Below are 18,636 nucleotides of genomic sequence, written 5' to 3' on the forward strand. Positions count from 1 at the left end.
GCGCCCGACGAAGCGTCCGCGAGCTCGTGGACGATGCGCTCCACGAGTCGCAAGCGGTCCGCTACAGGGAACGACCGGACTTCCTGGACAAGCTCTTCCACCGTTCGCATCAGCGACCTCCGTGTAGCGGGGTAGTGTAGCCGGCCTCGCGGCGTTTGGCACCGGAACCGCTCGCAGAACGTCGACCGGGGCGCGGCTCAGGCGGCTGTCGGTCGCGGAGGACGCGCTCTCGGTCTGGCCGGCGGCCGCCGGGGCGGTGGTCGAGTTCGTCGGGGCGGGCGGTCGCGTGCTGGAGCGGCAGCGGCTCCTGACGGGGCGGGCGACGTACCGGCGTACCGGCTCCGCGGCGGGGAGCGGTACGTGCGGGCGCGGATCACGCAGCCGGACGGGAAGCGGGCGTGGACGCAGGCCTATGCGACGGTGGAGTGAAGCCGGGGGAACGGGGCTGCGGCGGAGTCGCCCCCGTCCAGACGAGCGGCGGCGCTCCACGAGGGGCCCACGCGGGGCACGAGCTACAAAGCGCGGCTCGCCTGAGCAACTGGCGCGGGAGACGGATCGATTGGCTGGAAGCGCTCGCCTTGAAACGGGACGAAGCCGTCCGGCCAGCGCGCTTCAAGCCGACACAGAACGCGATGGTGGAGCGGTGCGGGGGGTAGGTTCACCCGCTCGGCAAATACGTTCATGGGCACCTCGCGCGCGACGAGGGTCGCGACGTCCGTGACGAGGTAGTCCGGGATGTAACCGAGCAAGCGCTTGTCCGCACTGCGGAGCGCAACGGCACCAGGGTTCGACTCGTTCTGTGCATCAAGCATCCAGAATAGCCGTTCACCGGGGGCGAGGCGTGCGATGCGCTCCTCTGCTCCCGGGATATACCGGACACCACGGAGGAGGAAGTGTGTCGTATAGCCCCCGGCCTCATCTCGCATCGGCATGGGCACCACTTCGATGCGATCCGTCTCCCGCCTCCCCCCGCTCCGGCCGAGGATCGCGATCGAGTCCGCCTCTGTCGGATCGAGCCCCAGCACCTTGACGTACTCCATATAGTCGGGGCGGGTCGTGGGCATGACCCGATTCGTAAAGAAGGGGAAGAGCGACCGGCTCCGGTAGACGCGGTCGAGCTCAGGAAACGCAATGAACGGCTGGAAACCTCTTTCCGCCGCCTCCAGGGCGCCACGGATGTACCGGAATTCGTAGAGATCACCCTCTCTCCCGCCGCGATGGACCAGGCGGGCGACAGGCATGATCGAGCGACGGTTGGGGTCGAGCCATGTGACGACGAGAGATCGGTCGGCTGTCATGGCCGCGCCTCCTGCAGCGAGAGCAACGCACGGCGGTTAGTCGCCATCACGGCGATGGCGAACTGGCGAGCGGGCTCGCTGATGCACTGGGAAGGGATACGATCCACGATGCAGGACAGTGTAGCATGCTCCGTCGCGCCGAGTCGATCGAGCCAGTGCCGGCCGGCCGGTTGCGCGTGCCGCGTCGCCTCGCGGAATGCATCCACGGGGCTCATGGGCGCAGTTTCCTGGCTGTCCCTGTACAGCGCCGAGCGCGCCTTCTTGCAGTATGCCTCGATAGTGCGCCGCCGGTCTCGACCATCGAGCCGAGCGCGCCGCTCCTCGTCCTTCAGCTCGCGACCCAAGCTCGACGCATGATCGTAGCTCGGCGCCAGCGCCGCATAGCGGTCACGATGGTCGCTGCGGACGAGCACTGCCCAGTTCTCGTGATGACGATCCGTATTGCCGATCAAGGCATCCAGCATGAGATAGCCCAGGAACCAATCCACCGCCGTGATCAGAGCGGTCGACGTCGTGCCCTCGGGCGGATGAATGAAACCTTGGCGAAGGGCGTCGAGCACACAGGTGACTGTGTGCTCCGATGCCCCGTACGCAATGCGAGCGGGGTACTCTGGACGGCGCTCCTGCAGGAGCTCGTTCCCATGAGTCAAAGTGAGCTGGCCGTCTGTGATGGCAAGCGTGAGCGTCCCGGGGTGCCCCTCACAGATGGCGAGATCCACCTCCGCATGCGGAATCCCCAGAACGCCCGCGACCTCGGCGGCGATCTTTTCTGACCAGTTTTCTCCAGTGCCGATCCGAGCATACTTGAAGAGATAGCTGCGGCCATCATCGGCCTCGCACCAGAATTTGCGCTTGGTACCCATGGGCTCCTCTCCGGCGCGCCAGAGAGGAGACACCTCGCGGATCGGGTACACATCTACCCCACAATGACCCATGCTTCATCTACCGTGGCAGGGTTGCCTCCCCACGGCAACCCCGCCGTCCCCCCGCGCTCCCGGCACGAGAGCTCAGCCGCCCCGGCGCTACCGCGCGGCCTTGTGCTTGCGCGCGCCGCGCGCCGCGCGCAGCTCGTCGGCGCTCACCTTGCCATCGTGGTTCTGGTCCGCCGCCTTCACCCGCGCCCAGCGCTTTTCGCCCACCTCGTCCTTCGTGAGGAAGCCGTCGCCGTTTGTGTCGCGCTTGGCGAAGCGCTCCTTCTGCCGCGCTGCCCGCTCCTTCTTGTGCTGCTCGGCGTGCGCCTTCAGCTCCTCCACCGACAGGAAGCCGTCCTTGTTCGTGTCCGCCTTGCCCAGCCGCTTCTGCGCTCGCTCCGGGAGCTCGGAGACGGCCAGCTCGCCGTCGCCGTTCTTGTCGGCCCGCTGGATCAGGCGGGCCGGGTCCTTCGGGCCGTGCTTGCGGCGAGCGTCCTTGTCATGGCGCTGCTCCGACTTGCCCGCCTTGTCGGGCGCGCCGCTCGCCGCGAGGGCCGCCCCGCTGCCCGCGAGCACGGCCACGGAGAGGAAGCTGCCGAGGACGAGGCGACGGAACGTGCTGCGGGTCTTCGAGAAGAGAGGCGAAATCGTCATGGGTCGTGCTCCTTGATCGCAAGGGCCAGCGTGTTCTTGCCGGCTTCTGCTCCTACGACGCGCGCCGACCGGCCCGCCCTACGCGCCTCGCGATCTTTTTTGCCCCGGCAGGCTCGCGCCCCCCGAAGGCCCGCCGTCCCCCGCGCTCCCGGCCCCCCCGCGCTCCCGGCGCGGACGCTCAGCCGCCCCCGCGCTTGCCGTCCAGCCGCGCGAGCACCGCCCGCGGCGACATCGTCGCGCGGTACACGTAGATCTCCCCGGCGTCGTCCTCCCCGAGCACCTCCTCGCTCACCCGGAGCTGCTTGCCGACCGCGAGCAGAATCCTCGCCGGGAACCCCTTCCGGATGAGCTCCACGCGGCGCCACACCGCGTCCCGGCTCCAGAAGCCGAACGCCTCCAGGTACACCTCCTCGCCGGTCTCCGTGTTCTCGAACACCAGATCCGGCGCGCACACGACCTCGCCGGGCAGCGCGAACAGCCGCTCGTTCGGCGTTACGGTCCAGGGCGAGCCGAGCTTCCGGAACCCCTCGCAGAACGCCTCGAGCTCCGGCGTCGTCTCGGCCAGCTCGCGCCCGTGGTACACGAGCCCGTCGGCGGGGCCGATCTCCAGCGCGAGCGGCTCCTTGTCCCGCCCCCAGCGCAGGTCGGCGCGCAGCCGGAACGAGGCGCACGAGAGCACCGACGGCAGGAACATCGCGAGCCGGAGGCCGTAGCGCTGGACCGCGTCGAACAGGCTGAACGGGCCGTCGAGCGTGATCGTGTACCCCGAGGCCGGATCGCCCTGGACCACGTGGAGGAGCCCGTGGAACCGGGCCGCGCGGAAGAGCTTCCGGTACCGCGGGGCGCTCTCGCCCTCGACGCGGATCGACACCCGCGTCGCCCGCAGGAGGATCGACTGCGCCAGCGCGAGGTTGTACCGGTCCAGCACGACCTCGGGCGGGTCCGCGGCCGCGCGCCGCAGGATCTCGGCCCCGCGCAGGTCGGCGTAGAGCCCCGCCTCGATCGCCGCCGGCGTCGTGCCGAGCCGGGCGGCCACCTCGTCCAGCACCGCGGCGCGATCGAAGCGGGCGCGCACGTCGAGGGCGCGGTGCGCCGCCGCGGCCGCGAGGAACAGCTCGCGCCGGAGCGCCTCGGGGTCGACGCCCTCCTGCACCTCGTACTCGCAGGCGTCCTCGAGCACCTTCCGGAGCCCCAGCGCGGCCACGCGGTCGCGCGCCGGCACCTCCACCGCGTCGAGCGCCGCCTCGACGTCGTCGCGGCGCTCGCCGACGCGCGCGGCGAGGAGGTCGACGTACGCGCGCGCGACCGGGAGCAGCCGCTCGGCCGCCGCGCCGCGCAGGTACTGCGGGACGACGAGCCCGCCCCGGCGGCGGACGCGGACGAGATCACTGGTAAGCAACGTGCTCCCGGCGCTTGTCGCTCACCCGCTGCTCGCTCGTGCCGAGGGCGACGAGCTCGTAGAGGATCGCCGTCTTGTTCTCGCTGCGGCGCAGGATGCGGCCGAGCCGCTGGACGTGCTCCCGCACCGAGCCGCTGCCCGACAGGACGATCGCGACGTTCGCCTCGGGCACGTTGACCCCCTCGTTCAGCACCTTCGACGTGACCACCGCCGAGAGCGCGCCGCGGTTGAACGCCTCGAGGATCGCGCTGCGCTCCTTCACCCGGGTCTGGTGCGTGATGGCCGGCAAGAGGAACTGCCGCGAGATCTGGTAGACCGTGGCGTTGTCCTCGGTGAAGACCAGCGTCCGGTCGGCGCGGTGGGCGTGGAGCAGCCGCGCGAGCACGTCGATCTTGCCCGGGGCGCACAGGGCGAGGCTGCGCTGGCGGCGGTAGGCCTCGAAGGCGCGCCGGCCGGCGTCGGACTGCGAGCTCAGCAGGATGAACTGCCCCCACCCCTCGGGCATGCGGATGCCGTTCGCGCGCAGGAAGCCGATGTACACGCCGCGCGCGGCCTCGTACGCGGCGCGCTCGTCGTCCGAGAGCGGCACGTCGAGCCGGACCACGTCGTAGGCCGCGAGGTACTGCCCGGAGAGCTCGGTGATCTCGCGGCGGAAGACGATGGGGCCGATGAGGTCGTCGTAGCCCCGGCCGTCGGCGCGCTCGGGGGTGGCGGTGAGGCCGAGCCGGAAGGGCGCGAGGCACATCTTCGCGGCGAGCGCGTACGAGGGGCTCGGCAGGTGGTGGCACTCGTCGAAGATCACGAGGCCGAAGCGGGCGCCGAGCCGGTCCATGTGGGCGTGCGCGGAGTCGTAGGTGGTCACCGTCAGGTCGAGGACGTCGTGGTAGCCGCCGCCGAGCAGGCCGATCGGGACGCCGAACGCGGCGGAGAGCCCGTCGTACCACTGGTTCAGGAGGTCGAGCGTGGGGACGACCACGAGCGTGCTGCGCTGCCGCGCGGCGATCGCGAGCGTCGCGACGTACGTCTTGCCCGCGCCGGTCGGGAGCACGACCACGCCCCGGCTGCGCCGGCCGGCCCACGCCTCGAGCGCCTCGCGCTGGTAGGGGAACGGCTCGTGCTTGGCGAGCGGCGCGAGCGGGAGCGCCTCGTACTTGCGCGCGGCGTCCGTGAACGGGACGCCGCGGGCGCGGAGCCGCAGGACGAGCTCGGCGTAGTCGATGGCGGGCACGCGGTGGACGCGCTCGCGCGCGTCCCAGCGGCACGAGGCGGGGAGGCACGCCGGGTCGAGCGCGTCGCCCGCGGGCGCGAGCCCCTCGATCCGGAGTGTGCCGCCCTGGAACGTCAGGACGATCGGCGCTGTGCGGACCGGGGCGGTCATCGGCGCGCTCTTTTGCCGCGGTCCGGGCGCCGTGCCAAGCGGCGAACGAGCGGCCAGGCCGGCCCGGCAGCCGCGGGCGAGGCGATCAGGCCAGCTCGGCGGGCAGGATCGAGGCGATCAGGCCAGCTCGGCGGGCATGAGCGAGGCGATCAGGCCAGCTCGGCGGGCATGAGCGAGGCGCCCCGGACCGGAGCGCGGTACCTTACCCACACGAGGGGGGACTCGTGCAGCGTGATCGTGAGGGTCGTGCCGGCGTTGACCGGGAGCCTCCGGCCGAGCTCGCGGTGGATGTAGCGGGCGATGAGCTCCGGCGTCGAGCGCTTGCCCTCGAACGCCGGGTGCTCGTCGAGGTTGCGGTAGTCGATCTCGGCGAGCACGCCGCGCAGGGTGTCGCGCAGCACGCTCGTCTCGATGACCTGGCCGAGCGGGGAGAGCTCCTCGCGCTCCACCTCGACGCTGACCGTGTAGGTCGCGCCGTGCAGCCGCTGCGCTGGGCCGAACGGCTCCCCCTTGAGGCTGTGGGCCACCATGATGTGATCGCGGACGCCGACCGTGTACATGGGCCGCACTATACCCGGCGTCCCGGCGCCGGCGGGAGATCCCAATCGCGCGCGGCGGCGCGCAGGAGTAAGGTGCAGACGGTCGTCACACCTGCCCGCGCTGGCCGGGCAGGTCCGTGCGGGACGCAGCGACCGGTTGGCCGTTGCCAGGGAGGATCGCCGATGAAGAGCGAAGCGAGCGTGCTGGCCCCAGGGTTCCTCATCGCGTCGCCGCCGCTCGGGGATCCGAACTTCGACAGGACGGTGGTGCTGCTGGCCGTGCACAGCGAGAGCGGGGCGCTCGGGTTCGTGGTGAACCGGCCGGCGCCGATGTCGCTCGGGGAGCTCCTGTCGTTCGCGGGCTACGGGACCGAGCTGAAGGATCCGGCGCCGGTCTATCTCGGCGGGCCGGTGCAGCCGAGCTCGGGGTGGATCCTGTGCCTCGATCCAAACCTCCAGGCCGACGAGAGCGGCGTCATCCCGGTGGGCGCCCGGGTGCGGGTCACGTCGTCCCGGAGCGCGTTCGACGCGCTCGCGGCCGACGCGGTGCGCGGCTCGATCGGCGTGGATCCGCGGCGGCGGACGGTGCTGCTCGGCTACAGCGGGTGGGGGCCCGGCCAGCTCGAGCGGGAGATCGCCTCCGGCGCGTGGCTGCCGACCCCGCTCGACGAGCGCATCCTGTTCGACGTGGCGGCGGACCAGCGCTGGGAGCAGGCCTATGCCCTGCTCGGGCTGCGCCCGATCGACGTGATGTCGATGCGGAGCATCGGAGAGGCCTAGTCCTGCGTCACCGAAGCTCGTCCCGGGGTCGTCGCAGAGGGGCCGGAGCGCAGGCGGGCCACGAGAGGTGCCCGCCTGCGCAGGCCCCGTGAGCGACGACCCCGGGACGAGCTTCGGGGGGACAACATAGCGGCGGCACGTCGTCGGGCGAAGACGCGTCCGCCCCTTCGAGAGCGCCGGGACCGCGGCGCAATCGCTGGCTCACCGCCGGAGCGCGTCTTTCGGCGACTCTGCGCCTCGGGGGGCGTACGACGTCGTCGTGGAGGGGCCCGATCATGTCATCGTCGTCGGGACCCTCGGACGCTTCGGGACCGTGGACTTCGACGGCGTGGGCGGAGGGGCCCTGAGCACGACGACCATGGCCTCCTATCGCGGCCTGCGGGCGGCGCGGCGCGCTGCGGGGCGGGTGTGAGCCCGCGCACGATCGGGCGCGTTCGCGCGCTGCGGGGCCTCGCTCAGCGATTTCCTCGGCCGACGGGGTTCCCTATTCTGATCCTCGTACTCCGATGGTGAACGAACTCCGGCACACGCGTCCGGGCTGCCCAGATTGATCCGCGCTCCGCGACCGCGGAGGCAGGGAGGAGTTCCTATGCCCTGTAGACCTCGCATCAAGGCAACGGAAGCTGACGCCGCCCCCGCGATGCCTCCTGTCCCAGACGACGGCGCGCCGCAGGTCCCACTCGCGATGGAGGCGGTTCACTGCGACGAGGCCCCGCAACGGTCGCCTCTCGCCGCAGGGACGCTGACCCGCGCGGTGACGTCCGCGCGCGATGAGCTCGCCGAATCGTGGATCCTTTGCAGCGCCATGATGGCGCTCGCGCTCGCGTGGCTGGCATGGTCGCAGCCACGCCCGAGCGCCCGTGACCTGAGCTTCGTGGCGCTCTGCATGGCGCTCGTGGTGATCGAGCACCGTCGGGCCAAGTCCCGGCTCCGGAAGGCGGCCGCGCTGGCCGGCTGTCCCGGAGAGGCTCCCTGCCAGGTGATCTCTCGAGGCGAGGGGACCGGCTCCGCCTGCCAGGAGCCCGGCCAGGGGTCGCCGGACTCCTGCGCCGCGTCATGGCGGGTTCGCGCGGCCACGCTCGTCTGTCCACGGCGTTCCACGTTGCCTCAACGGCGACGCGGCGGCGGTCTGCGGCTTCATGAGCGGGCGCCTGCCGCCCGAGCGTGTCGACGGGTCGGCCGCCGGTGCCGGCGCCGGCCGGGGGAGGCCGCGACGCGGTGCTCCGGGGCTGCCTCCGGTGGCGCGCGCGTGCGTCGCTTGAGGGGGACCGGCCCGAGCGGCGGGACCCAGGGCAAGAGTCGCCGCGCCGCCGCCGCGAGGGACGTTCGCCACGGCCGGGTACGCCGCGCCGCCGCCGCGAAGGGCGTTCCCCAGAGCCGGGTACGCCGCGCCGCCGCGAGAGGCGTTCCCCAGAGCCGGATACGCCGCGCCGCCGCGAGAGGCGTTCCCCAGAGCCGGATACGCCGCGCCGCCGCGTCGTCCCGCGGCTGACATCCATGGAGATCAACATCGGAATCGACGCCAGGAGCCGTGAGCAGATCGGCGCAGGGCCGGGTCAACTCACGCGGCACGATCAGGAAGGCGCGCTGCGCTCCCGCCGGCTGCGCGGCAGGCGGAACCAGAACCGGCTCCCTCGCCCGAGGTGGCTCTCGACGCCGACCACGCCGCCGTGCGCCTCGACGATCTCTCGGACGATCATGAGCCCCAGCCCGGAGCCGCCGACCTTGTGCTCGGCCCGCTGGTAGCGCTGGAACAGCATCGGCACGAGCTCCGGCGCGATGCCGCTCCCCGTGTCCTCGAGCGAGACCTCGATGAAGCGACTCTTCACGTCGACGCGCGCCGTGATCGCGCCGCGCGGGGGCGTGAACTTGATGGCGTTGCCGATGAGGTTGGAGAGCACCTGGGCCAGGCGCTTCCGGTCGCCGAGCACCACGGCGTCGGCGCGGGGGGCCGGGGCGGAGAAGGTGAGCCCCTTCTCGTCCAAGAGCGGCCGGAAGTCCTCGATGGTGTCCCCGATCAGGCGCACCAGATCGACGTCCTTGCGCTCCATGCGGTGTCGCGCGCCCTCCAGGCTCGCGAGCTCCAGGAAATCATTGATGTGCACGACGAGCGACTGCAATCGCTCGTCGAGCTTGTGGATGCCCTCGCGCAGGGAAGGCTGCCGATCGAGCTCCTCGTCGCCGAGCATGCAGGCGATCCGCAGCGTCATCGCGTTCAGCGGCGTGCGCAGGTCGTGCGCGATGATGGAGTAGAAATCGAGCCGCCGCTCGTCGAGCATGCGCCGCTCGGTGACGTCGCGGAGCGAGATGATCGTGCTCGGGGCGCCCTCCCCGGGGAGCACCCTCAGCGTCGGTGAGAAGACCCTCCCGCGGATCTCGACGTCCGCGGTGGGCAACGCGCCCTCTCCGGAGAGCGGCTCGGGCTCGTTCGACGGGAGACCGGGCGAGGGGAGATCGGGAATCAGCTCCGCGAGCGGCCTGCCGAGCAGCGCGTCCGGCGGGACGCCGAGCGCGAACGCCGCCTGCTCGTTGACGAACGAGAGGCGCCCCTCGGCGTCGACGACGAGCAGCGGGTCGGGGGCGATCTCGAGCAGCCTCCGATTGGCCGCCTCGGCCTGCTCCACGCGCTCGAGCAGCGCCCGCCAGCGCATGAGGGACGCGACGCGCGCGCGCAGCTCCTCGTCCTCGTAGGGCTTCGCGAGGTAATCGTCGGCGCCGGCGGACAGCCCCTCCACGATCTGATCGACGTGGCGATGCGCGGTGAGCAGCAGGATGCCAATCTTCTGGAACCCCGCGGGCGCGGAGCGCAGGAAGCGGCACACGTCGACGCCGGTCATGCCCGGCATGATCCAGTCGAGGACCATCGCGTCCGGCGGCGCGGCGGACGACGAGAGCCGCTCGAGCGCGGCCGGCCCGTCATGAAACACCTCCACGTCGTGCTCGCACGCGATCACCCGACGCGCCCGCTCGGCATCAAGGCGGCTGTCGTCGACGATCCAGACGAGGCGCCGTGCGCGGCGGACGATCATCCAGGGGCATCGTAGTGAAGGGGGGTGGTCGACGCAATGCGCGCTTCGCCGGGCTGAGCCGCGCGGCGCGCGCCGTCGCGGCGGCCGGGCGTGGCGTCCGGGCGCGCATCGTGCCAGGAGATCCCGCGCGGGCGCGCGCCGTGATAGGGCTGCACACCCCGCAGCGACATCGGTCCTTGCGGCGTGCGCATGAGCGCCCTCGCGCGGACCGGCCATGACCGACAGCTCCGGAGTTCGCATGTACGTGTTCCGCGGCGGCCGCCGCGACGTCCCGGGGCAGCGGCTCACCGCCGAGCTCGCGGACGATCTCCGGGCGGTCGCGGCCCCGGCCAGCGCCGAGCCCCTCCGCCGGGGCGTGCTCCGCGCCCTGATCCGCGCGGGTGAGCTCGAGTCGATCCTCGCCGACGCCGGCGCGGCCGCCGCCGCCCTCCTGGCGCGCCTGACAGACGAGCTCGCGAGCCTCCTCGTCGGTGGCGGCGCGGACGGCCGGGCCGCGCTCGCGATCTCGCCGGACGCCCTCGCCGCGCTCCCCGTGCCCGCGACGGTCTCCACCTCGCCGCCGGAAGGGTTCTCCTATTACGCGCTCCACCCGCTCGACTTCGCCCGGCTGGCCGAGCGCCTCGCGTCCCCGGGGGCCCCGGTCCGCGTCGTCGGCATTCGCAGCATCGGCACCACCCTGGGCGCGGTGACCGTCGCGGCGCTCCGGCGGCAGGGGATCCAGGCCGAGCGCGTCACCGTGCGTCCGGTCGGACACCCCTATGATCGACGGGTCGAGCTCGCCGCCCGCGAGCGCCGCTGGGTCCAGGACGGCCTCGCCGAGGGCGCGCGGTTCTGGGTGGTGGACGAGGGGCCAGGCCTCAGCGGCTCCTCGTTCCTCGCGGCCGGCGACGCCCTGGCCTCCGCCGGCGCCCCGCGCGATCACATCGTCTTCCTGGGCAGCCGCGCGCCCGACCCCGACGCGCTGATCGCGCCGGACGGCGCCCGGAGGTGGCGATCCTTCCGCTCGGAGCGCGTCGAGGGCGGGGCGCGCCCCCCGCGCGACGTGGGTGAGCCCCTCGGCGGCGGGGCATGGCGCCGTCTCGCCTACGACGACGAGGCGCGCTGGCCGGCCTCCTGGACGACGCTGGAGCGCCTCAAGTTCCTTTCCCGGGATGGCCGCCGGATCCTCAAGTTCGAGGGCATGGGCCGCCATGGCGCCGAGTGCCTGGAGCGCGCGCGCGCCATCGCCGAGGCCGGCTTCGGGCCCGCGCCGCGCGACGAGGGGGAGGGCTTCCTCTCCACGTCCCGGCTCGCCGCCCCGCCGCTCCAGGCCGAGGACCTCTCCGCGGCGGTGCTGGAGCGCCTCGCCGACTACTGCGCGTTCCGCGCCTCGGCCTTCCCGGTCCCGAGCGCTCCTTCCGAGGAGCTCATTACGATGACTCGCACCAATTTCTCTGTCGAGATGGGGTGTGACCTCCCGGCGGATCTCCCCCTGGAGGTCGCCCGTCCTGCAATCGTCGACGGCAAGATGGATCCTCACGAGTGGCTCCGCGCCTCCTCCGGCGCCGATTCCGGCCCTGACGAGCTCTTCAAGGTGGACGCGACCGCGCACGGCGACGATCATTTCCTGCCTGGCCCCGCGGACATCGCCTGGGATCTGGCCGGGGCCATCATCGAGTGGCGGATGGATGCCGACGCCCAGAGCGTCTTCCTGGAGCGGTATCGGCAGCGCTCGGGCGATCGCCCCGGGCCGCGCCTCCGGGCGTATCTCGCGGCGTACGCGCTCTTCCGCCTGGGATATGCCGCGATGGCCGCGGGGGCGCTCCAGGATCCCGCCGAGGTGCGGCGCCTCGTCGCGGCGCGACGGCGCTACCGCGCGGCGTTGGCGTTGATCGAGGGCCTCCGCCCCGCGGGCTCAGCGGGAGATCTCGGGTGATGCGCCAGCGCGGCTACGGCGCTCGCGTCTCGGTCTCATTTCTCTCCCGACCCTGCTGTGCGGAATTTCCGCGATGGTGCGGTGAGCCCCGCGGCGATAGGTTCACGCGGTCGTTCCCCTGGTTCGTCCGCGGCGAGCGCCCTCGTGGGAGCCGTCCCGAGCGCCACGCCCGGAGCCTGCCCGCCGCAGACCGAAGAGCGAGCTCATGCTCAAGCGCCTGATCTTCGTCGCCGGCTCGCCGTCGAGCAGCGATGACCCACCGGCCCACAGCGCACCGCTCCTCTCCCCCTCCGACAGGGCGGAGCTCGCCGGGGAGTTCCCTGGCGTGGAGCTCCCAGGTGGGGAGATCGACGCGCCCTGTCCGCCCGGCGGCGAGCGCCGCGCGGTCGTCGACGCGCGCGCCTTCCGCGCCTCCAGGCTCGATCTGTGGGCGCTCGACACCGCGCTGCACGCGCTCGACGCCCGCGGCGACTTCGATCTCCTGATCGAGGGCGTCGCGCGGGAGGGCGCCGCCCAGGTGGCCTTCGAGGTCCTCACGCGCTGCCAGCGGTTCATCCGGAGGCGGAACGTCGCCTCGGCGACCGCGGTCTTCGCGCGGCTCCTCGCGCGGCACCGGGCGCTCCACGATCTCGAAAGGCCCCTTGTCCGCGCCGATCACGATCATGCGATCGACGTGTGGCAGTGGATGCTCCGCCTCGATCCGGGCGCGCGCCTCGCCGCCCAGGCGGCGGCGCTGTTCCACGACGTGGAGCGGCTGGCCTCGGAGGCGCTCGTCCGCGTCGAGCACCGCGCCCCGGACTACCAGGTCTTCAAGGACGAGCACGCGCGGCGCGGGGCGGCGCTGGCCCGCGCCGCGCTCGACGGCCTCGGCCTGTCGCCCGGGGATCTCGACCGGATCGGCGCGCTGATCGGCGCGCACGAGCGGCCCGGGGACGACGCCGAGCTCGCCCTGCTCAACGACGCCGACGCGCTCTCGTTCTTCTCGCTGAACAGCGCCGGGTTCCTCGACTACTACGGTCCCGAGCACACCCGCGCCAAGGTCGCTTACTCGCTCCGCCGCCTCCGGCCGGCCGCGAGGGCGCGGCTCCCGCGGATCCGCTGCCGCCCCGAGGTGGCGGCGATGATCCTCGGCGAGATCGACGAGCTGAAGAGGGCCGGGGCGCCGGCGCCCGCGGTGGCGCAGACCTAGAGGAGGTCCGGTTTCGCCATGCGGCTCGTCATCTTCGGCCTGACGATCAGCTCCTCCTGGGGCAATGGCCACGCCACGCTGTGGCGCGGGCTCGTCGACGCGCTCGGGCGGGCCGGGCACCACGTCACCTTCTTCGAGCGCGACGTCCCTTATTACGCCTCGCACCGGGATCTGACCGCGCTCGCGCACGGCCACGCGCTCCGGCTCTACACCTCGCTCGAGGACATCCTGCCCGAGGCCCGGCGCGCCGCCCGGGAGGCCGACGCGGCGATGGTGACCTCGTATTGCCCCGACGGGATCGCCGCGACGGAGCTGGTCCTCGAGTCGCGCGGCCTCAAGGTCTTTTACGACCTCGACACGCCGGTCACGCTGGAGCGGCTGAGCACCGGCCAGCCGGTCGGCTACCTCGGCCCGCGCGGGCTCGTCGATTTCGACTGCGTGCTCAGCTTCACCGGCGGCGAGGCGCTCGCGGAGCTCCGGACGCGGCTCGGCGCGAGGCGGGTGTTCCCGCTCTACGGGAGCGCCGATCCCGAGGTGTACCGCCCCGTCCCGCCCCGGGACGCGTTCCGCGGCGATCTCTCGTACCTGGGGACGTACGCGGCCGACCGGCAGGAGGCGCTCTCCACGCTCTTCCTCGAAGCGGCCCGGAGGCTCCCGGCGAAGCGGTTCGTCCTCGGCGGCTCGCTCTATCCCGAGGGCTTCCCCTGGGCGCAGAACCTCTATTACGTGCGCCACGTGGCGCCGCCGGATCACCCGGCGTTCTACGGCTCTTCCCCGCTGACGCTCAACGTCACCCGGGGCGCGATGGCGGCGATGGGCTACTGCCCCTCGGGGCGGCTCTTCGAGGCCGCGGCGTGCGGGACGCCGGTCCTGAGCGACCGCTGGGAGGGGCTCGATGCGTTCTTCACGCCGGGCGAGGAGATCCTCGTGGCGACGACCACGGACGAGGCCGTGGCGGCGCTCTCGCTGCCTCCGGGCGAGATCGCGAGGATCGCCCGCGCCGCGCGGGAGCGGGTGCTCGCGGAGCACAGCGCCGCGCGGCGGGCGGCGGAGCTCGTCTCCATCCTCGAGTCGGTGTCAGGGCAATGAAGGGAGGGAGAGGGCCATGTGGGGAGTGATTCCGGCGGCGGGCCTGGGGAGCAGGATCCAGCCGCTCGCGTTCTCGAAGGAGCTGCTCCCGGTGGGGACCCGCAGGGACGGCGACGTGGAGCGGCCGCGCGCGGTGAGCGAGTACCTCATCGACCGGATGATCCTCGCCGGCGCGACCAGGATCTGCATGGTCATCTCGCCGGGCAAGTCGGATATCCTCGAGTACTACGGGGGGAGCGTGGGCCCGGCGCACGTCTGTTACGTGGTGCAGCCGGTCGCCGCCGGGCTCTGCGACGCGATCTTCCGGGCGCTGCCGTGGATCCGGCCCGAGGAGGAGGTCCTCGTGGGGCTGCCCGACACGGTCTGGTTCCCGGAGCACGGGCTGTGTCATCTCGACGGCGGGGGCCTGTCGTTCCTGCTCTTTCCGGTCACGCACCCGGAGCTGTTCGATGCGGTCGTCACCGACGAGCAGGGCAGGGTGCTCGAGATCCAGGTGAAGCAGGCGGGTGCGCGCTCGCAGTGGGTCTGGGGCGCCTTCAGGCTGACGGGCGCGGTGATGCGGGCGCTATACGACCTCTTCTGCGAGCGCGGGAAGAAGGATGTGTACATCGGGACGCTGGTGAACGAGCACCTCGCGCGCGGCGGCAGCGCGCGCGCGGTGCGGGCCGGCGAGGCGTACGTCGACGTGGGGACGCTGCACGGCTACCGCGAGGCCATCCAGCTCCTCAGCGGGGCGGCGGGGTGATGGGAGGCGTCATGGAGAGGAGCGTCGAGCGGGCGACGAAGCTGACCCGCGAGCAGATCCAGGACCGCGTGCGCCGGCTCGGGCGGTGGTTCCACAACATCGATCTCGGCGGGGTGAAGACGGCGCCGGATCACTTCCTGGGCGACTATCCCGCGTTCAAGTGGAAGAGCTTCGCCCACGCGATCCCGGCGGACCTCACGGGCAAGACGGTCCTCGATATCGGGTGCAACGCGGGGTTCTACTCGCTCGAGATGAAGCGGCGCGGCGCGGCGCGGGTGCTCGGGATCGACAGCGACGAGGACTACCTGGCGCAGGCGCGCTTCGCCGCCGAGGTCTCCGGGGCGGACATCGAGCTCCGGAACCTCTCCGTCTACGACGTGGGCCGCCTGGGGGAGCGGTTCGATATCGTCCTGTTCATGGGCGTCCTCTATCACCTCCGCCACCCGCTCCTGGCGCTCGACCTGCTCCACGAGCACGTGGTCGGTCACACGCTGGTCTTCCAGAGCATGCAGCGCGGCAGCGCCGAGGTGGCGCCGCTCCTCCGCGATTACCCGTTCTCGGAGGCGCGGATCTTCGACGAGGCGGGCTATCCGCGGCTCCACTTCGTGGAGGACAGCTACTCGCACGACCCGACCAACTGGTGGATCCCCAACCGGGCTTGCGCCGAGGCGATGCTCCGGAGCGCCGGCTTCGAGATCGTGAGCCACCCCGAGGCCGAGGTCTACATCTGCCGTCGCCGCGAGAAGGACCGCGGCGCGCCGGGCGCGGTCTACCCGGCCAGGCGAGCCGCCGTGACGGGCGTGAACGGAGAGAAGGCATGATCGAAGCGGTGATGCTCTGGAACGAGCCCAACAACAAGTCGCACTGGGATTTCGAGATCGACCCGGACTGGACGACATACGGCGCCATGGTGAAGCTCGCCGCGGACGCGATCCGGAGCGAGCGCCCGGGCCTGCCCCGCGTGCTGGGCGGCATTTCGCCGATCGACCCGGGGTTCATCGCCAACATGGATCGCCAGGGCGTGCTCGAGCACGTCGACGTGGTGGCGGTGCACGGCTTTCCGCTCGACTGGAATCACTGGCAGATCCACGAGTGGCCCAGCAAGCTGGAGGAGATCCGCGCGGTCACCGACAGGCCGCTCTGGATCACCGAGATCGGCGTGTCGACCTTCGGCGCCGAGGAGGTGCAGGAGTTCGGGCTCCGGCGGAGCGCCGAGCTGCTCCGCGGCGAGGTCGACAGGGTCCACTGGTACAGCCTCTACGACCTGCCGCGCGCCTGGCCGGCGACGACCCGTCACCGCGAGGCCGAGGGGTCGTCCTATTATCGCCATTTCTACATGGGCCTGCTCCGCGAGGACGGGACACCCAAGCGCGCGCTCCGGCTCTTCCCCGAGCACGCCCCGGATTTCGGCATCTGTCAGTGGTTCCATTACGAGGACCACCGGCTCGACGACGCGGTGGCGTGGTTGAAGAAGCTCGGGGTGCGCCACCTCCGCACCGGGCTGAGCTGGGCCGACAGCTTCCGGCCCGGGGCCGAGGCGTGGTTCGATCGACAGATGAGGGCCCTCGATCCGTTCGAGATCACGCTCACGTACTGCTTCACCCCGGAGCACGCGGGCGTGAGGCCGCACCACACGAGCCCTCCGCAGCGCATCGAGGAGTTCGCGGAGTTCTGCGCCCGGATGACCCGGCGCTACGCGGGGTAGGGCGAGGCGACGCCATGAGGCCCGCCGCGCTCCGCCAGAGGGGCGGCCCCATCACCCCGGCGCCCGCCTCGCCGCCGGACGCATGGCTCTCGTCGGGCCCGGCGCCGCGCTGCCTCGTCGTGGTCGCGCACCCGGACGACGAGACCATCGGCCTCGGGGCGCGGCTCGGCCGGCTCGATCCGGTCGAGGTGGTGCACGTGACCGACGGGGCGCCCCGCGACCGCCGCTTCCTGCCGCCGGGGCTCGCGGGCGTCGGGCGGGAGCGCTACATGGCGCTCCGGCGCGAGGAGCTGGCCCGCGCGCTCGCCCTCGGCGACGTGCCGGCGCCGAGGCTCCGGTGCCTCGGCGCGGTCGACCAGGAGGCCATCGAGGAGGCCCCGCGCCTCGCCCGGGAGCTCCTGGAGCTGTTCGACGGCGCGCGGCCCGAGGTCGTGATCACGCACCCCTACGAGGGCGGCCACCCCGACCACGACGCGGCCGCGCTCGCGGTCCACGCGGCGGCGCTGCTCGCGCGCCGCGGCGGCGCGGCCGCGCCGCGGATCGTCGAGGCGGCCTCGTACCACGCCGCCCGGGGGCACCTCGTCGTCGGGGAGTTCCTCCCGCATCCGGGCGCCCTCGAGGAGGTCGCCCTCCGGCTCTCCGGCGAGGAGGCAGCGCGCAAGCGCGCGATGCTGGCCTGCTTCGTCAGCCAGAGGGAGACGCTCGCCCCGTTCGGCGCGGCGATCGAGCGGTTCCGGCCCGCGCCCGCGTACGACTTCCGGCGCCCCCCGCACGAGGGGACGCTCCACTACGAGCGGCTCGGCTTCCCGATCGACGGCGCCCGCTTCCGGGAGCTCGCCGCGGAGGCGCTCGCGCGGCTCGGCCTCGGGCGAGCGCCATGCCTCTGACGATCCTGCTCGTCGGCTACCCGCTCGCGCCGGTCGGGCCCGACGCGGTCGGCGGCGTCGAGCAGGTGGTCTCGATGCTCGACGAGGCGCTCACCCGCGGCGGTCACCGCTCCCTCGTGGTCGCCCCGCAGGGCTCCTCGTGCGCGGGCACGCTGCTCGCCACGCCGGCGGCCCCGCCGGGCGCGGTCCTGGACGAGGCGGCCACCGCGACGGCGCACCACCACCACCGGCGCGCCATCGCCCGCGCCCTGGAGCGTTATCCGATCGACCTCGTCCACCTCCACGGCGTCGATTTCGACCGCTACTTGCCCGGGCCCGGCGTCCCGGCGCTCGTCACGCTGCACCTCCCGCCGAGCTTCTACGCGCCCGAGGTCTTCCGGCTGGGCCGCCCGGAGACCTTCCTGCATTGCGTCTCCGCGACGCAGCGGCGCGCGTGCCCGCCGGGGGCCAAGCTCCTGCCCGAGATCCCGAACGGCGTCCGGCTGGAGCATTACCGGCCGCGGCGGGACAAGCGCGGCTTCGCCCTCGCGCTCGGCCGGATCTGCCCGGAGAAAGGCTACCACGTGGCCGTGGAGGCCGCGGCCCGCGCCGGGGTGCCGCTGCTCGTCGCGGGGCAGGCGTTCGGGTACGAGGCGCACACGCGGTACCTCGACGAGGTCCTCCTGCCGCTGCTCCACGCCGGAGGCGGCCCGCCGCGGCGCTTCCTCGGCCCGATCGGCCTCGCCAGGAAGCGCCGGCTCCTCGCCGCGGCGCGCTGCCTGCTCGTGCCCAGCCTCGTCCAGGAGACCAGCTCGCTCGTGGCCATGGAAGCGCTCGCCTCGGGCACGCCCGTGATCGCGCTCCGCGGCGCCGGCGCGCTCCCGGAGATCGTGGAGCACGGCCGGACGGGCTACCTGGTGGGCGGCGCCGAGGAGATGGCCGAGGCGATGGCGACGGTGGACCGGATCGATCCCGCGGAATGCCGCCGCGCCGCGGAGGAGCGCTTCTCGGCGGAGAGGACCGCGGCGGCGTACATCGAGGTCTACCTGCGGATCCTGCGCGAGGCGTGAGCGGCGCGCGGCGACACCGGATCCCGTGCTTCGATAGGATACAGAGCCCTGCCCTGCCGATGCGGACGA

At 72.6% G+C, this 18,636-nt stretch carries 17 protein-coding genes; 10 read left to right on the forward strand and 7 right to left on the reverse strand.

Annotation, left to right across the window (positions count from 1 at the left end; all coding sequences use genetic code 11):
- Window positions 1-512: 512 nt before the first annotated feature.
- From WMF31_RS07200 to WMF31_RS07225, 6 genes are all read right to left on the reverse strand, one after another.
- On the reverse strand, window positions 513-1,298 hold the full coding sequence (locus WMF31_RS07200) for an HIRAN domain-containing protein (protein WP_436601214.1): 786 nt from the start codon (window positions 1,296-1,298) through the stop codon (window positions 513-515).
- A complete protein-coding gene (locus WMF31_RS07205; protein WP_165373436.1) occupies window positions 1,295-2,161 on the reverse strand; it encodes a HipA domain-containing protein in 867 nt (288 codons plus the stop codon). Before WMF31_RS07205 ends, WMF31_RS07200 begins: the two co-directional genes overlap by 4 nt.
- 159 nt (window positions 2,162-2,320) lie before the next feature.
- Window positions 2,321-2,863: an EF-hand domain-containing protein gene (locus WMF31_RS07210; RefSeq protein ID WP_436601215.1), complete on the reverse strand. Its 543-nt coding sequence runs from the start codon at window positions 2,861-2,863 to the stop codon at window positions 2,321-2,323.
- A gap of 178 nt (window positions 2,864-3,041) precedes the next feature.
- Window positions 3,042-4,262 carry a DUF790 family protein gene (locus WMF31_RS07215; protein ID WP_436601216.1) on the reverse strand — a complete coding sequence of 407 codons (1,221 nt, stop codon included), beginning with the start codon at window positions 4,260-4,262 and terminating at the stop codon, window positions 3,042-3,044.
- The gene (locus WMF31_RS07220) at window positions 4,249-5,640 is read right to left on the reverse strand and encodes a DEAD/DEAH box helicase family protein (RefSeq protein ID WP_436601217.1); all 1,392 of its coding nucleotides are present in this window, start codon (window positions 5,638-5,640) and stop codon (window positions 4,249-4,251) included. Before WMF31_RS07220 ends, WMF31_RS07215 begins: the two co-directional genes overlap by 14 nt.
- A gap of 149 nt (window positions 5,641-5,789) precedes the next feature.
- Entirely contained in the window at window positions 5,790-6,200 is a 411-nt protein-coding gene (locus WMF31_RS07225) for a 6-pyruvoyl trahydropterin synthase family protein (protein ID WP_436601218.1), read from the reverse strand.
- Between the two features lie 162 nt (window positions 6,201-6,362).
- Between WMF31_RS07225 and WMF31_RS07230 the strand changes: the two genes are divergently transcribed.
- Entirely contained in the window at window positions 6,363-6,959 is a 597-nt protein-coding gene (locus WMF31_RS07230) for a YqgE/AlgH family protein (RefSeq protein WP_436601219.1), read from the forward strand.
- A 259-nt stretch (window positions 6,960-7,218) separates the two neighbouring features.
- The gene (locus WMF31_RS07235) at window positions 7,219-7,371 is read left to right on the forward strand and encodes a hypothetical protein (protein ID WP_436601220.1); all 153 of its coding nucleotides are present in this window, start codon (window positions 7,219-7,221) and stop codon (window positions 7,369-7,371) included.
- 1,162 nt (window positions 7,372-8,533) lie between these two features.
- Here the strand turns inward: WMF31_RS07235 and WMF31_RS07240 are convergent.
- Entirely contained in the window at window positions 8,534-9,988 is a 1,455-nt protein-coding gene (locus tag WMF31_RS07240; RefSeq protein ID WP_436601221.1) for an ATP-binding response regulator, read from the reverse strand.
- 214 nt (window positions 9,989-10,202) lie between these two features.
- Here WMF31_RS07240 and WMF31_RS07245 point away from each other — a divergent pair, with 214 nt between their 5' ends.
- The 8 genes from WMF31_RS07245 to WMF31_RS07280 all read left to right on the forward strand — a co-directional run bounded on the left by WMF31_RS07245 (window position 10,203) and on the right by WMF31_RS07280 (window position 18,567).
- A complete protein-coding gene (locus WMF31_RS07245; RefSeq protein WP_436601222.1) occupies window positions 10,203-11,903 on the forward strand; it encodes a hypothetical protein in 1,701 nt (566 codons plus the stop codon).
- Between the two features lie 205 nt (window positions 11,904-12,108).
- Entirely contained in the window at window positions 12,109-13,092 is a 984-nt protein-coding gene (locus WMF31_RS07250) for a DUF4202 family protein (protein ID WP_436601223.1), read from the forward strand.
- 18 nt (window positions 13,093-13,110) lie between these two features.
- Complete coding sequence (locus WMF31_RS07255) at window positions 13,111-14,181, forward strand: CgeB family protein (RefSeq protein ID WP_436601224.1); 1,071 nt, start codon at window positions 13,111-13,113, stop codon at window positions 14,179-14,181.
- A gap of 16 nt (window positions 14,182-14,197) precedes the next feature.
- On the forward strand, window positions 14,198-14,926 hold the full coding sequence (locus WMF31_RS07260) for a sugar phosphate nucleotidyltransferase (RefSeq protein WP_436601225.1): 729 nt from the start codon (window positions 14,198-14,200) through the stop codon (window positions 14,924-14,926).
- Window positions 14,927-14,937: 11 nt separating this feature from the next.
- Window positions 14,938-15,747 (forward strand): TIGR04290 family methyltransferase, encoded by an 810-nt coding sequence (locus WMF31_RS07265; protein ID WP_436601226.1) that lies wholly within the window; start codon window positions 14,938-14,940, stop codon window positions 15,745-15,747.
- Window positions 15,744-16,631, forward strand: a complete 888-nt coding sequence (locus tag WMF31_RS07270; protein ID WP_436601227.1) for a glycosyl hydrolase — start codon at window positions 15,744-15,746, stop codon at window positions 16,629-16,631. Before WMF31_RS07265 ends, WMF31_RS07270 begins: the two co-directional genes overlap by 4 nt.
- 14 nt (window positions 16,632-16,645) lie before the next feature.
- Window positions 16,646-17,518 carry a PIG-L deacetylase family protein gene (locus tag WMF31_RS07275; protein ID WP_436601228.1) on the forward strand — a complete coding sequence of 291 codons (873 nt, stop codon included), beginning with the start codon at window positions 16,646-16,648 and terminating at the stop codon, window positions 17,516-17,518.
- Window positions 17,509-18,567 carry a glycosyltransferase family 4 protein gene (locus tag WMF31_RS07280; RefSeq protein ID WP_436601229.1) on the forward strand — a complete coding sequence of 353 codons (1,059 nt, stop codon included), beginning with the start codon at window positions 17,509-17,511 and terminating at the stop codon, window positions 18,565-18,567. Before WMF31_RS07275 ends, WMF31_RS07280 begins: the two co-directional genes overlap by 10 nt.
- Window positions 18,568-18,636: the final 69 nt, after the last annotated feature.

Origin of the sequence: Sorangium sp. So ce1036, assembly GCF_051369805.1 — a bacterium.
GTDB classification, from domain to species: domain Bacteria; phylum Myxococcota_A; class Polyangia; order Polyangiales; family Polyangiaceae; genus Sorangium; species Sorangium cellulosum_F.

Excerpts from the sequence above, each read along its gene's own strand:
- WMF31_RS07230 (WP_436601219.1), top strand. The coding sequence starts at position 6,363 with ATGAAGAGCGAAGCGAGCGTGCTGGCCCCAGGGTTCCTCATCGCGTCG.
- WMF31_RS07225 (WP_436601218.1), bottom strand. The coding sequence starts at position 6,200 with ATGTACACGGTCGGCGTCCGCGATCACATCATGGTGGCCCACAGCCTC.
- WMF31_RS07255 (WP_436601224.1), top strand. The coding sequence starts at position 13,111 with ATGCGGCTCGTCATCTTCGGCCTGACGATCAGCTCCTCCTGGGGCAAT.
- WMF31_RS07210 (WP_436601215.1), bottom strand. The coding sequence starts at position 2,863 with ATGACGATTTCGCCTCTCTTCTCGAAGACCCGCAGCACGTTCCGTCGC.
- WMF31_RS07205 (WP_165373436.1), bottom strand. The coding sequence starts at position 2,161 with ATGGGTACCAAGCGCAAATTCTGGTGCGAGGCCGATGATGGCCGCAGC.
- WMF31_RS07275 (WP_436601228.1), top strand. The coding sequence starts at position 16,646 with ATGAGGCCCGCCGCGCTCCGCCAGAGGGGCGGCCCCATCACCCCGGCG.
- WMF31_RS07270 (WP_436601227.1), top strand. The coding sequence starts at position 15,744 with ATGATCGAAGCGGTGATGCTCTGGAACGAGCCCAACAACAAGTCGCAC.
- WMF31_RS07280 (WP_436601229.1), top strand. The coding sequence starts at position 17,509 with ATGCCTCTGACGATCCTGCTCGTCGGCTACCCGCTCGCGCCGGTCGGG.
- WMF31_RS07260 (WP_436601225.1), top strand. The coding sequence starts at position 14,198 with ATGTGGGGAGTGATTCCGGCGGCGGGCCTGGGGAGCAGGATCCAGCCG.
- WMF31_RS07240 (WP_436601221.1), bottom strand. The coding sequence starts at position 9,988 with ATGATCGTCCGCCGCGCACGGCGCCTCGTCTGGATCGTCGACGACAGC.
- WMF31_RS07265 (WP_436601226.1), top strand. The coding sequence starts at position 14,938 with ATGGAGAGGAGCGTCGAGCGGGCGACGAAGCTGACCCGCGAGCAGATC.
- WMF31_RS07200 (WP_436601214.1), bottom strand. The coding sequence starts at position 1,298 with ATGACAGCCGACCGATCTCTCGTCGTCACATGGCTCGACCCCAACCGT.
- WMF31_RS07220 (WP_436601217.1), bottom strand. The coding sequence starts at position 5,640 with ATGACCGCCCCGGTCCGCACAGCGCCGATCGTCCTGACGTTCCAGGGC.
- WMF31_RS07250 (WP_436601223.1), top strand. The coding sequence starts at position 12,109 with ATGCTCAAGCGCCTGATCTTCGTCGCCGGCTCGCCGTCGAGCAGCGAT.
- WMF31_RS07245 (WP_436601222.1), top strand. The coding sequence starts at position 10,203 with ATGACCGACAGCTCCGGAGTTCGCATGTACGTGTTCCGCGGCGGCCGC.